This is a genomic window from Cryobacterium cheniae, assembly GCF_004403395.1.
Lineage (GTDB): Bacteria > Actinomycetota > Actinomycetes > Actinomycetales > Microbacteriaceae > Cryobacterium > Cryobacterium cheniae.
Window position 1 is genome coordinate 19491 of sequence record NZ_SOGN01000034.1, and the last position, 12483, is coordinate 31973.

The 12483-nt window shown below is 69.0% G+C and carries 11 protein-coding genes; 1 reads left to right on the forward strand and 10 read right to left on the reverse strand.

Going from position 1 to position 12483, the window contains the following annotated elements; all coding sequences use genetic code 11:
• Positions 1–150 precede the first annotated feature (150 nt).
• Positions 151–669 carry a flavodoxin family protein gene (locus E3T23_RS06075; protein WP_134369490.1) on the forward strand — a complete coding sequence of 173 codons (519 nt, stop codon included), beginning with the start codon at positions 151–153 and terminating at the stop codon, positions 667–669.
• A 12-nt stretch (positions 670–681) separates the two neighbouring features.
• Here E3T23_RS06075 and E3T23_RS06080 read toward each other — a convergent pair whose 3' ends face one another.
• The 10 genes from E3T23_RS06080 to E3T23_RS06125 all read right to left on the reverse strand — a co-directional run bounded on the left by E3T23_RS06080 (position 682) and on the right by E3T23_RS06125 (position 12420).
• A complete protein-coding gene (locus E3T23_RS06080; RefSeq protein ID WP_134369491.1) occupies positions 682–1203 on the reverse strand; it encodes a DUF2231 domain-containing protein in 522 nt (173 codons plus the stop codon).
• Positions 1204–1258: 55 nt separating this feature from the next.
• Positions 1259–1855, reverse strand: coding sequence for a DUF2252 family protein (locus E3T23_RS06085; protein ID WP_241977670.1), 597 nt, complete (start codon positions 1853–1855; stop codon positions 1259–1261).
• Positions 1798–2571 (reverse strand): respiratory nitrate reductase subunit gamma, encoded by a 774-nt coding sequence (gene narI / locus E3T23_RS06090; protein ID WP_134369492.1) that lies wholly within the window; start codon positions 2569–2571, stop codon positions 1798–1800. The genes E3T23_RS06085 and narI overlap by 58 nt, the downstream gene beginning before the upstream one ends.
• Complete coding sequence (narJ, locus tag E3T23_RS06095) at positions 2568–3260, reverse strand: nitrate reductase molybdenum cofactor assembly chaperone (RefSeq protein ID WP_134369493.1); 693 nt, start codon at positions 3258–3260, stop codon at positions 2568–2570. Before narJ ends, narI begins: the two co-directional genes overlap by 4 nt.
• Positions 3257–4936, reverse strand: a complete 1680-nt coding sequence (narH, locus tag E3T23_RS06100) for a nitrate reductase subunit beta (RefSeq protein WP_134369494.1) — start codon at positions 4934–4936, stop codon at positions 3257–3259. The genes narJ and narH overlap by 4 nt, the downstream gene beginning before the upstream one ends.
• On the reverse strand, positions 4937–8722 hold the full coding sequence (locus E3T23_RS06105) for a nitrate reductase subunit alpha (RefSeq protein ID WP_420898303.1): 3786 nt from the start codon (positions 8720–8722) through the stop codon (positions 4937–4939).
• A 79-nt stretch (positions 8723–8801) separates the two neighbouring features.
• A complete protein-coding gene (locus E3T23_RS06110) occupies positions 8802–9488 on the reverse strand; it encodes a helix-turn-helix transcriptional regulator (RefSeq protein ID WP_134369495.1) in 687 nt (228 codons plus the stop codon).
• Positions 9488–11389, reverse strand: a complete 1902-nt coding sequence (locus tag E3T23_RS06115) for a heavy metal translocating P-type ATPase (protein ID WP_241977664.1) — start codon at positions 11387–11389, stop codon at positions 9488–9490. The genes E3T23_RS06110 and E3T23_RS06115 overlap by 1 nt, the downstream gene beginning before the upstream one ends.
• Before the next feature lie 32 nt (positions 11390–11421).
• The gene (locus tag E3T23_RS06120; RefSeq protein WP_134369496.1) at positions 11422–11694 is read right to left on the reverse strand and encodes a heavy-metal-associated domain-containing protein; all 273 of its coding nucleotides are present in this window, start codon (positions 11692–11694) and stop codon (positions 11422–11424) included.
• A gap of 45 nt (positions 11695–11739) precedes the next feature.
• Positions 11740–12420, reverse strand: coding sequence for a Crp/Fnr family transcriptional regulator (locus E3T23_RS06125; RefSeq protein WP_134369497.1), 681 nt, complete (start codon positions 12418–12420; stop codon positions 11740–11742).
• Positions 12421–12483: the final 63 nt, after the last annotated feature.

A 12483-nucleotide genomic window follows, 5' to 3' on the forward strand; every position in this document is an offset into this window, starting at 1 on the left:
ATCTTCCTGGAGATGCGCGGCCAGGTCGCCGGCCCTCGCCCGGCTCACCGAACTCGCCGAGCAGCGGGCATCCACCGCGGACTAGGTGTGCGACTCCCGGTTCCCCGTTCGGTTCCATCGACATACTCTGGGAAGAAACCGGAGGTCATCATGCGAGCACTCGTCGTCTACGAATCCCAGTGGGGCAACACGGAGAAGGTCGCGCGTGCGATCGCCGCCGAACTCGGCAGCACCATGGAGGTGGAGGTCGTCGACTCCGACGCAGCACCGGCATCCGTGGACGGCTTCGACCTGGTGATGGTGGGCGGCCCGACGCACGCCTTCTCGATGACGCGGCCCAATACCCGGGAGGATGCCGTGCGCCAGCACGACGCACCCCGGCTACCGACCCACGGCATCCGGGAATGGCTGAACGAGCTCGCCTCGGCACCGGGCGTCAAGGCGGCGACCTTCGACACCCGTGCGAACGCCCCGCGGGTGCCGGGTTCGGCGGCGCGGGCGGCGAAGCAGGAGCTGAAGAGCCTCGGCTTCGAGATCGTGGTCAAGCAGAGGAGCTTCCGCGTGCACGGCTACGGCGGCCCGCTCGTGGACGGCGAGCTCGAGCGCGCGGCCGAGTGGGCCCGCGAGGTTGCCGCCGCTCTGCGCACCGGCAGCGCTGTGACCGACTGAGCCTGGCGCGGCTCAGTCCTCGTCTTCGCCGCCCGTGGACGCCGGCACTCCCCCGACCTCAGACCAGACGGAGGCGGCCCCGCTATGGCCGATGCGGATGGCCTGCACGGTGGTGCCGGTCGCCACTCCCAGCGCGGCCACGACCAGCACGATGGCGACCCATTTCGGGGCGCGGGCGACGGATGTCCGGCCGACGATCTCCCGGTAGTTCCACCAGAGCAGCAGGGCGGCGACGACGACCAGCCCGGCAACCCACGGCAGCAGCCCCTCGGCCATCTCGGTGTGCGTCTCGACCAGCGCGGTCTCGGAGACCCGCTTTTCGAGCGCTTGACCGGATTCGGTCGCCAGCGGAACGAGAACGAGGGCGGCGAGGGCCAGGAGCAGCGGCAGGAACTTGGCCCACCGGCGGAACCGGGGCCAGAGCGCCGCGACGAGGACGACGAGGGCAGCCGTGGGAACGACGACCTCCGTGGCGTGCACCACGAGGGGGTGCACGGGCAAACCGAAGATGGTGTCGAGCAGCGCTTCAAACATGTGTCTCCCTGAGTGGCGTTCAGGCAGACCCGAAGGCGGGCCTGCATTGGCAATGCTAGGCAGCTCGGCGGAATCCCGCCACGAAGTACAGGCTGTGCTGAGTTGCCCCTGCACGGCCCTGGAGCAGGGCGATGAAGGACCGGGTGCCGACACTGCCGACGCCCACGACCTTGCGGGCCACGTCGACGAGCTGGAACCGCTCGAGCAGATGACGCCGGTCATCCAACAGCTCCCGGGCCGGAATGACGATCGGCGGCTGGCTGACGATCCGGTACTGCCCGTCGACGTACTCGGCGAGCTTGGAGAGGGCCTGCCGGCTGTTGCGGCTGCGGGCCTTCGCGGCGTTCCGCTGCGCGTTCTCCCCGATCGCCTCCGCCGCTTTCCGTTGCCTGCCCTTCCGGGTGCCGATCGTGAAACTGGCGGTCATCCGCAGCACGTCGTACTCGAACGGCCCAGGGAGGGTCTCGTCGAAGACGTTCAGGTCGAACAGAAGCAGCCGTTCCGGCGAGGCGAACACGCCGAAGTTCGAGAGGTGCGCGTCACCGCAGAGCTGGGTGATCAGGCCAGCCCGCGGGGTGTCCTGGCCGGGTACAGCTAGCGGCGGCTGCCTTCCTTGTCGCGGGTGTCGCGGGGAAGTTCGCTCTTCTCCCAGCCGCGCCGGGCCTTCACGGCACCCGCTCCGCGGTGCCCGTCCCGCGAGCGGTAGACGATATAGGGCCGCACGAAGTAGCCGAGCGGCGCCGAGAAGACGTGCACCAGGCGGGTGAAGGGCCACAGCAGGAACAGGCTTGTGGCAGAGAGCACGTGCAGCTGGAAGAAGAACGGAACATCGCTCATCAGTGCCGGGTCCGGCTGGAAGCCGTAGAGGCTGCGGATCCACGGTGAGATCGACCCGCGGTAGTCGTAGCCGGCCCCGAGCACCTGGTACAGCACGGTCGCGATCGTGCCGAACACGATCGTGCCGGCCAGGAACAGGTACATCACCTTGTCCATCACGGTGGTGACCAGCTTCACCCGGGCGACCAGGCGACGACGGACCAGCAGGATGACCAGGCCGGCGATGGTCAGCACTGCGGCGACGCTGCCCAGCCAGGTGGCCCCGAGGTGGTAGATGTGCTCGGTGACGCCGAAGAACTCGAGCCACGGCTTGGGGATGAAGAGCCCGACGATGTGCCCGCCGAAGACCATCAGGATCCCGTAGTGGAACATCGGCGAACCCCAGCGCAGCCACTTGTTCTCGTAGGTCTGGCTCGACCGCGAGGTCCAGCCGAACTGGTCGAACCGGTAGCGCAGCAGGTGGCCGACGATGAAGACCCCGGCGGCGGCGTAGGGGAAGGCCACCCAGAGCAGAATGTCGAGCGGATTCATACCCGTACTTCCTCGCTGTTCGCGCCGGACGGCGAGAACGGTTTGAGATTGCCGAGGAAGGTCATGCCGACCGTCTCGGTCGGCGGACCCTCGTTCACCAGGTTGAGGTAGCGCTGGCGCGTTTCCTCGTCGATCTTGGGCAGAGACAGGGAGACCGCCTCCACGACGTGCGCGTAGGGGCTCGGCACGGCCTCGAGCGCCGTGCGGAGTACCTCGATCCCGTCCCGGTGCGCCGCGAGCAGCTCCTGGGCGATCGGCGAGTCGCTGAGGGCGGAGAATTCGAGCACCATCGGCAGGTAGTCGGGCAGTTCATCGGCCGCGACCTCCCAGCCGGCAGCGCGGTAGGCCTCGACGAAGCGCACCAGCGCCATGCCGCGGCGACGGGTGTCCCCCGCGGCGTAATAACTCAGGTACGGGCAACACTTGCGCTTGAGGTCGAAGGTGGCCGTGAAGTGGATCTCCAGCTCCTGCTGTGTCATCGCATCCGCTGCGCTGAGGAACGCCTCGAAGGCGTGGCGGAGCGGATCCGGCAGCAGCGCCACCGACGCGGCGACGGCCGCGAAGCGCGCCCGTCGCTCCTCGTTCGGGTAGTCGAGGAGGATGGATGCCGCCATGTGCGCCATCCGGCCGTCCTCCGCGGACAGCGGCAGCGCCGTGACCTTGCGGGGCGGCAGCTTCGGCAGCCTCATGCGGGGCTCCCGGTGGCGCCATCGGCCGTTCTGGGCGGGAACATGCCCTTCGGCACACCGTTGCCGGTCCAGTTCAGCAGGTTGACCCGGCCCGGCGTGGTCGGTTTCGTTCGCTCCCCGCCCTTACCGACCATCTCGTTGTAGTTGTCGACGGTCGCGTTCAGCGGCATCCCGGGGGTCTTGCCGTAGGGGCCGGCCGCCGTGGAAGCGGTGGGGCCGCCCATGCCGGGGCCGCCGTCGGTGTCGAGCGAGCAGGCGAGTTCCTCCAGCTCGCGCGCCGTCTCGACGTGCGCCTTGGGGATGACGTAGCGGTCCTCGTACTTGGCGATGGCCAGCAGACGGTACATGGCCTCGATCTCGGTGCCGGTCATGCCGACCGCCGCCGGGATCGACTCGTCCCGATCGCGACCCAGGTTGATGTCGCGCATGTAGGACCGCATGGCCGCGAGCTTCCGCAGGGAGTCCTCGACGGGGACGACGTCCCCGGCCGAGAACAGCCCGGCGAGGTATTCCACCGGGATGCGGAGCTTGTCGATGGCGGCGAACAGGGTGCGGGCATCCTCCCCGTCGTTGTTGGTGGTCGAGATGACGTCGACCACCGGGGACAGCGGGGGGATGTACCAGACCATGGGCATGGTGCGGTATTCCGGGTGCAGCGGCAGGGCCACCTTGTACTCGGAGATGAGCTTGTAGATCGGGCTGTTCTGGGCCGCGAGGATCCAGTCGTCCTCCATGCCCTCGGCCTTCGCCGCGGCGATGACCTCCGGGTCGAACGGGTCGAGGAAGCAGGCGCGCTGGGCGTCCAGCAGGTCGTGCTCGTTCTCGACCGAGGCCTGCGCGAGGACCGCGTCGGCGTCGTAGAGCATCAGGCCGAGATAGCGCAGCCGGCCGACGCAGGTCTCCGAGCAGATGGTGGGCTTGCCCTGCTCGATCAACGGGTAGCAGAGCGTGCATTTCTCGGCCTTGCCCGTTTTGTGGTTGAAGTAGACCTTCTTGTAGGGGCAGGCGGAGACGCACATGCGCCAGCCGCGGCATCCGTCTTCGTCGACGAGGACGATGCCGTCCTCCTCGCGCTTGTACATGGCGCCGGAGGGGCAGGCGGCGACGCAGGCGGGGTTCAGGCAGTGCTCGCAGATGCGCGGCAGGTAGAACATGAACGTGTTCTCGAACTCCATCTTCACGTGCTCGCTCATGGTGGCGAGGATGGGGTCGTCGGCCGCGGTCTCCTGCGAGCCGCCGAGGTCGTCGTCCCAGTTGCCGGACCACTTGATGTCCATGTTCTGGCCGGTGAGCAGCGACTTGGGCCGGGCTACGGGGCTTTCCGTGCTCAGCGGAGCCTTGGTCAGCATGTCGTAGTCGTAGGTCCACGGCTCGTAGTAGTCGTCGATCACGGGGAGGTCGGGGTTGTTGAAGATGGTGGCGAGGCGCTTGATCCGGCCGCCGGAGCGCAGTTTCAGGCGTCCGCGCTTGTTGCGCTGCCAGCCGCCCTTCCACTTCTCCTGGTCTTCATAGCGGCGCGGGTAACCGACGCCGGGCTTGGTCTCCACGTTGTTGAACCAGACGTATTCGACGCCGGTGCGGTTGGTCCACACCTGCTTGCAGGTGACCGAACAGGTGTGGCACCCGATGCACTTGTCGAGATTCATGATCATCGACATCTGAGCCATTACGCGCATTTAGTACTCAACCTCCTGGCTGCGTCGACGGATCACGGTGACCTCGTCGCGTTGGTTCCCGGTCGGGCCGAGGTAATTGAAAGCGAAGGACAGCTGGGCGTAGCCACCGATCAGGTGGCTCGGCTTCAGCAGGATCCGGGTGAGCGAGTTGTTCGTGCCGCCGCGCATGCCGCTCGTCTCCGCGATCGGCACGTTGATGGTGCGGTCCTTCGCGTGGTACATGTACACGGTGCCCTCGGGCATCCGGTGCGAGACCACCGCGCGGGCCACGACGACGCCGTTGCGGTTGTAGGACTCGATCCACTCGTTGTCGCGCACCCCGATCTTGTCGGCGTCGAGCGGGGACATCCAGATGGTGGGCCCGCCGCGGGACAGCGACAGCATCATCAGGTTGTCCTGGTACTCGGAGTGGATCGACCACTTCGAGTGCGGGGTGAGGTAGCGCACGGCCACCTCGGCGCGACCCTTCGAGCCGGCCGCGCCGGTGGCAGTGGTCGCCCCGACGATGGAATCATCGAACAGGCGGTGCATGTCCAGCGGCGGCCGGAAGATCGGCAGGGTCTCCCCCAGTTCGATCATCCAGTCGTGGTCGAGGTAGAAGTGTTGTCTCCCGGTGAGGGTGTGCCAGGGCTTCAGATGCTCCACGTTGATCGTGAACGCACTGTAGCGTCGGCCGCCGTGCTCGCTGCCGGACCATTCCGGGGAGGTGAGCACCGGCACCGGGGCGCCCTGCACATCCGGGTAGGAGAAGCGGCGGCCCTCGTTGTCGCTGGCCAGGTGCGCCAGCTTCTGGCCGGTGCGTTCTTCCATCTGGCGGAAGCCCTGCGTGCCGAGCCGGCCGTTGGTCGTGCCGGAGAGGGCGAGCACCATTTCGCAGGCCTGGATGGCGGTCTTCAACTGCGGCCGGCCGGCGGCGGGCCCGCTCGTCACGAGCCCGTTCTTCTGCGCGAGGTAGGCCACCTCGACGTCGGGGTTGAACTTGACGCCCTTGGTGACCATGCCGAGCTTCTCGGTCAGCGGCCCGAGGGCGCCGAGCCGGGCGGAGAAGGCCGGGTAGTCCCGTTCGACCACGACCAGCTTGGGCATGGTGACACCGGGCACCAGCACCTGGCCGTCGTCGACGATGCCGTGCGGGGCACTCATCGCATCCGGGGTGTCGTGCAGCAGTGGAACGGCGACGAGGTCTTTCCGCACCCCGAGGTGTTCCACGCTCATCTCGGAGATCTTCTCGGCGAGGATGTGGAAGATGTCGAAGTCGGTCTTCGCCTGCCACGGCGGGGCGATCGCCGGGTTGAACGAGTGGATGAACGGGTGCATGTCGGTCGTCGACAGGTCGTTCTTCTCATACCAGGTGGCCGGCGGCAGCACCACGTCACTGAAGATGGTGGTGCTCGTCATGCGGAAGTCGCTGGTGACCATCAGGTCGAGCTTGCCCTCGGGCGCGGTCTCGTGCCACTTCATGGTCTTCGGGCGCTTCTCCGGCGGCGATTCGGGGGCGCGCACGGCGTTCTTGGTGCCGAGCAGGTGCTTGAGGAAGTACTCGTTGCCCTTGCCGGAGGAGCCGATCACATTGGCCCGCCAGATGTCCAGGATGCGGGGGAAGTTCTCCGGCGCATCCGGGTCTTCGATGGCGTATTCGAGGGTGCCGTCGCCGAGGGACTCGACCACGTACTGCGCCGGGTCCACACCCGCGGCGACCGCGTCGTCGACGAGGTCGAGCGAGTTGCGGTTGAAGGTGGGGTAGCCGGGCATCCAGCCGCGCTTGGTCGACTCGACCAGGCAGTCGGCGGTGGTGCGGTCCTTGAAGGTGCCCACGCCGAGCGGGCTGGACAGGGTGTCGGCGGAGAGGCCGTCGTAGCGCCACTGGTCGGTGGCCAGGTAGAAGAAGCCCGTGCCGATCATCTGGCGGGGCGGGCGCACCCAGTCCAGGCCGAACGCGTACTGACCGTAGCCGGTGAGCGGGCGCACCTTTTCCTGGCCGACGTAGTGGGCCCAGCCGCCGCCGTTGACGCCCTGGCAGCCGGTCATGGTGGTCAGCGCGAGGAAGGCGCGGTAGATGGTGTCGGAGTGGAACCAGTGGTTGGTTCCGGCGCCCATCAGGATCATCGAGCGCCCATTGGAGTCTTCCGCGTTCTGCGCGAACTCGCGGCCGATCCGTTCGGCGGCCTGCATCGGCACCGAGGTGATGCCCTCCTGCCAGGCGGGGGTGCCGGGCGAGGTGGCATCGTCGTAGCCGGTGGGCCAGACGCCGGGCAGGCCGGGGCGGCCGACGCCGTACTGCGCGAGCAGCAGGTCGAACACGGTGGTGACCAGCTGGCCGGCCACCATCCGCACGGGCACGCCGCGACGGATGACGCCCGCGCCGCCCGCGTGCTGCTCACCGATCTCGTCGGTCTCCGGAGCCACGTCGAACCGGGGCATGTCGATGGCCACGGATGCCTGGTCGTAGTCGGGCGCGTCCGCGATCGACAGCAGCGGGTCGACACCCTCGAGGTCGAGGTTCCACTTGCCGACGTCGGTCTCGGAGAAACGGTGCCCGATCGAACCGTTGGGCACGACCACCTGGCCGTTCTGGTCCAGAAGCACCGGCTTGAACGCGGCGCTGGCGACGGTCGGGTCCAGGCCCGGGAGGGCATCCGCGGTCACGAACTTGCCGGGAACGTACGCGTCTCCGCGCGGGGTGAGACTGATCAGGTAGGCGGAGTCGCTGTAGCGCTTCATGTAGTCGACGAAGCGGGGCGTGCGGCGGTCGACCAGGAATTCCTTGAGCACGACGTGGCCCATGGCCAGCGCGAGCGCACCGTCGGTGCCGGGATGCACGGCCAGCCACTCGTCGGCGAACTTGGAGTTGTCGGCGTAGTCGGGCGAGACGGTGATGACCTTCTGGCCCTTGTACCGGGCCTCGACCATGAAGTGAGCGTCGGGGGTGCGGGTGACCGGCACATTGGAGCCCCACATGATCAGGTAGGAGGAGTTCCACCAGTCGGCCGATTCCGGCACGTCGGTCTGGTCGCCGAACACCTGCGGCGAGGCGACGGGCAGGTCGGCGTACCAGTCGTAGAACGAGAGCATGGTGCCGCCGAGCATGGAGATGAACCGGTTGCCCACCCCCTGCGAGACGATCGACATGGCGGGGATCGGTGAGAAGCCGGCGATGCGGTCCGGGCCGTACTTCTTGATGGTGTGCACGTGGGCGGCGGCGACGATCTCGGACGCCTCGTCCCAGCTGGTGCGCACCAGACCGCCCTTGCCGCGGGCGCTCTTGTAGGCGCGGGCACTCTCGGGGTCACCGGTGACCTCCGCCCAGGCGAGCACCGGGTCGCCGGTGCGGGCCTTCGCCGCGCGGAACAGGTCGAGCAGCACACCGCGCACGTAGGGGTACTTGACCCGGGTCGGCGAGTAGGTGTACCAGCTGAAGGCGGCGCCACGGGGGCAGCCGCGGGGCTCGTATTCGGGTGAGTCGGGGCCGACGGAGGGGTAGTCGGTCTGCTGGGTCTCCCAGGTGATGATGCCGTCCTTGACGTACACCTTCCAGGAGCAGGAGCCGGTGCAGTTCACGCCGTGGGTGGACCGCACCTCCTTGTCGTGGGTCCAGCGGTCGCGGTAGAACGAGTCGGCGTCACGGCCGCCCTCGAGGAACACGGATCGCAGGTCGGGCGAGGCCTTGCCGCGGCGCAGGAACCGTCCGAGCTTCAGAATCGTGTCGTCGATGGGGCCGTCGATGCCGGGCTTGACCGGCAGGGTCTTGGCCGGCTTGACGAAGGCCGAATTCTTGACTGTTTTCACAACGTACCCCTTGCACTGCCCGGGGTCGCCACGGTCGGCAACCACCCTCGGAGTCCAGTCTCAGGGGCGGCCAAAATCGCTACAAGCCGGAAACGCCGTGATAAATGATTGCCGGCTGAGGCTGCACGTCCGGGGCGGGTTCGACGTCGGAACGGTGCAGGTCGAGGACACAGGTGTTGGGTTCGACCAGCGGATGCAGCGCGTCGGCGCTCAGCGGGCCCTCGGTCCCTTCGAGCAGGCTCTTCAGCAGTCCGAAGTGCACCCGGCAGACCTCCGGGTGCGCCTTGACCATCTCGCTGTACGGGCACTCGTGCAGGTGCACCCGGTCGCCGACGGCACCGTCGATCTCGAGCCGGGCGTCGAAGCCGGACCCGTCGAGGTGGTCGTCGAGGGCGTCCAGTTGCCGCTGCAGCGGCGAGTGGATGACGGCCTCGACCCGCAGCATCCGTCGCACCTGATCGCCGTGGCGCTCGGCGGCCTCAGCCTTCGCCGCCCGGATGGACCCGTCGGCGTGGTCCGGGCCGGCTGCGGCGCTGTACAGCATCCGGGGCCGGCCCTTGGAGTCCTTTCGTTCCGGCCGGCAGGTGACGAAACCATCGCCGATCAGGCGTTGGAGGTGCTCCCGGGCCGTGTTGTGGTGCAGACCGGTGGCCTCCGCCAGGTCCCCCACCGTCATCGTCCCGCGTTGCTGCAGGAAGTACAGCAGCTGGATCCTGCTGAACGAGGCGAGCGTGCGGTAGCTCGACACGGGGTAGGACGACGTCATCAGGCCATCATCTCCTGTTTCTCCGATTTCTCTGATTTCTCCGACTTTTTCCGTGCTGCCGGTTCCGCACGCGGCCCGGACCGGCGCACCAGGCGCATCGCGTTCACGATCACAATCAGCACGGATGCCTCGTGCACGAGCATGCCGACGGCCATGGTCACGCCGCCGAGCAGCACCCCGGCCAGCAGCAGGGCCACCGTGACTAGGGCGAGAGCCACGTTCTGGTGCATGACGCGCACCGTGCGGCGGGCCAGGTCGACGGCGGCGGGGAGCATCAGCAGGTTGTCGCCCATCAGAGCGATGTCGGCGGTCTCGACCGCGACGGCCGAACCGGCCGCGCCCATCGCGATGCCGATGTCCGCCGTGGCCAGGGCCGGGGCGTCGTTGACGCCGTCTCCCACCATCGCCACGACGTGGCCGTCCCGCCGCAGCCCGGAGACGACATCGAGCTTGTCGCCCGGCAGCAGCGACGACCGGATCTCGTCGATCCCGACATCGGCGGCCACGGCCTGCGCCACGCGCGGGCCGTCGCCGGTGAGCATGACGACCCGGGCGACCCCGGCGGCGTGCAGCGCCGCCACCATGTCGGCGGCGTCGGGGCGCACCTCGTCGGCCACGGCCAGAACACCGGCGATGACGCCGTCGAGCACGACGATCAGCGGCGTGCGCCCGCGGGCGGCGAGTTCGTCGGCCACCGCGGTGGCGGCATCCGTGCCCCGAACCCCGCGGGCATGCAGCAGGGCCGGATTGCCGACCAGCACGGTGTGGCCGGCCACCGCGGCGACGATGCCCTGCCCGGGCACCGAGATGATGTGTTCCGGCAGGGCACCGTCCTGCGCGGCGGCCTGCACGATCGCTCCGGCCAGCGGATGCTCGGAGCCGTCCTCCGCCCGCGCGGCCCAGCCGAGCACCTCCGAACGGGTCAGGTCGGGGTTCAGCACCACGACGTCCGTCAGGGCCGGGCGGCCTCGGGTGAGGGTGCCGGTCTTGTCGACGGCGACGACGGTGATCTTCGCGGCGGTCTCGAGGAACTCCCCGCCCTTGATCAGGATTCCCAGCTGCGCGGCGCGGCCGATCCCGGCGACGATCGCGACCGGGATGGAGATGACCAGGGCGCCGGGGCAGCCGATCACGAGCAGGGTCAGCGCCAGGAGCACGTCACCGGTCACCAGCCCCACCACGATGGCGAGCACCAGGATGCCGGGGGTGTACCAGGCCGAGAACCGGTCCATGAAGACCTGGGTCGGGGCCGTGGCCTCCTGGGCCTCCTCGACCCGGTGCACGATGTGGGCCAGGGTGGTGGCCGCGCCCACCTCGGTGGCCAGCACCTGGAGGAAGCCGCCGGTCGAGATCGTGCCGGCGAAGACCCCGTCTCCGGCGCTCTTGTCCACCGGGAGGGACTCACCCGTGATGGAGGCCTCGTCGAGCGTGCCGGCGCCCTGCTGCACGGTGCCGTCGACGGGCACCCGCGCGCCGTTCTTGACCAGGATGGTCTCCCCGGTCTGCACGGACCCGGCCGGGACCTCGACCTGCTCGCCGTTCCGCAGCACGAGGGCGACGTCGGGGGCCAGTGCCACGAGCGCGGTCAGGGCGGAGCGGGTGCGGTTGAGGGTGGCCGTTTCGAGAGCGTGCCCGATCGCGAACAGGAAGGTCACGGCGGCGGCCTCCCCGTATTCGCCGAGCACGACGGCGCCGATCGAGGCGACCGAGACGAGCAGGTCGATGCCGACGACCCGGGCGAGCAGCGCGCGCCCGGCGGTGCGCAGGATCGGGAAGCCGGCCACGGCCGCGGCCGCCACCATCGCCGAGTCGGCGACGATGGCGGGCACCGGCAGGAGGCCGAGCAGCCAGGCGGCGGCGATCAACCCGCCGGAAATGATGGGAATCAGGTGGCGGCGCACGATGGTCAGCTCACTCCCCCCGGGTCACCGGGTCAGAACGCGGCCAGGCGGGCGGTGTAGCCGGCCTTGCCGACGGCGGCGATGAGGGCATCCGTGCCGACGACGGCCGGGTCGTGGTCGATCTCGATTCGGGCGGTGGCGAAGAACACGGTCACGGCGCTGACTCCGGTGAGGCGGCCGATCTGCTTCTCGATCTTGGCGACGCAGGACGGGCAGGAGAAGCCGTCGGCCCGCAGGATGGTGTGCACGGTGGATGTCGGGGTGGATGTCGGGGTGGATGTCGGGGTTGCGGTGTTCGTTGTCATGACAACGACGTTACGAACCCGCGGCGGCGGCGACCATGACGGCCGTCACTTTGCCGCAATCAGGCCGGGCCGGTCGAGCACGGCAGTCCAGCGCCGACCCGAATCGATGAGTCCGTGCCGGCGCAGGCCGCTCATGGCGCGGGACGCCGACTCGGCGCTCGTGCCGGTCATGGCGGCCAGGTCGGCGCGGGTCAGGGGCAGCTGGATCAGGGTTGTGCCGACCGTCTCCCCCGGCACGCCGAAGGCGTCGGCGAGGCGCAGCAGGGTGGCCGCCACCCGCGTGGTAACGGTGGCGGAGGCCTGCTCGGCCTCCATCGACCGGGCCCGGTGCAGACGGTCGACGACGACGTCGAGCACGCGCAACGCCACCGGCGGATGCGTGAGCATCACCTGTCGGAAGGCGGCGGTCTCCAGGCGCAGGGCGCAGGTGGTGACCAGCGCGACCGCCGTCTCGGGGTACCGGCCCGCGTCGAGCGCCGTCAGGGAGCCCAGCACGTCTCCCGGGCCGATGAAGTCGAGGCTCGTGGACTGCCCGGACGAGGTGGAGCGGAACACCTTCGCCTGGCCGGCGGCGAGCACGAACACGTGCCCGGCCGGCTCGCCGGCGGCGAACAGCGTGTCTCCGGGAGCCCAGGAGAGGGACAGCATCCGGTCGGCCAGGTCGGCCAGGTCTTCGGCCGACAGGTCGCGGAAGATCGGGACCTGGCCGAGAATGGTGAGCCGCATGACGGCGTTGCACGGATGCGGACGCGCGCAGGTGCTCTGCAGCGGCACCCGCCGCCTGGCCAC

Bases quoted from the DNA above. Each gene is read 5' to 3' on its own strand.
- E3T23_RS06075 (WP_134369490.1), top strand. From the start codon at position 151: ATGCGAGCACTCGTCGTCTACGAATCCCAGTGGGGCAACACGGAGAAG.
- E3T23_RS06080 (WP_134369491.1), bottom strand. From the start codon at position 1,203: ATGTTTGAAGCGCTGCTCGACACCATCTTCGGTTTGCCCGTGCACCCC.
- narI (WP_134369492.1), bottom strand. From the start codon at position 2,571: ATGAATCCGCTCGACATTCTGCTCTGGGTGGCCTTCCCCTACGCCGCC.
- narJ (WP_134369493.1), bottom strand. From the start codon at position 3,260: ATGAGGCTGCCGAAGCTGCCGCCCCGCAAGGTCACGGCGCTGCCGCTG.
- narH (WP_134369494.1), bottom strand. From the start codon at position 4,936: ATGCGCGTAATGGCTCAGATGTCGATGATCATGAATCTCGACAAGTGC.
- E3T23_RS06110 (WP_134369495.1), bottom strand. From the start codon at position 9,488: ATGACGTCGTCCTACCCCGTGTCGAGCTACCGCACGCTCGCCTCGTTC.
- E3T23_RS06120 (WP_134369496.1), bottom strand. From the start codon at position 11,694: ATGACAACGAACACCGCAACCCCGACATCCACCCCGACATCCACCCCG.
- E3T23_RS06125 (WP_134369497.1), bottom strand. From the start codon at position 12,420: ATGCGGCTCACCATTCTCGGCCAGGTCCCGATCTTCCGCGACCTGTCG.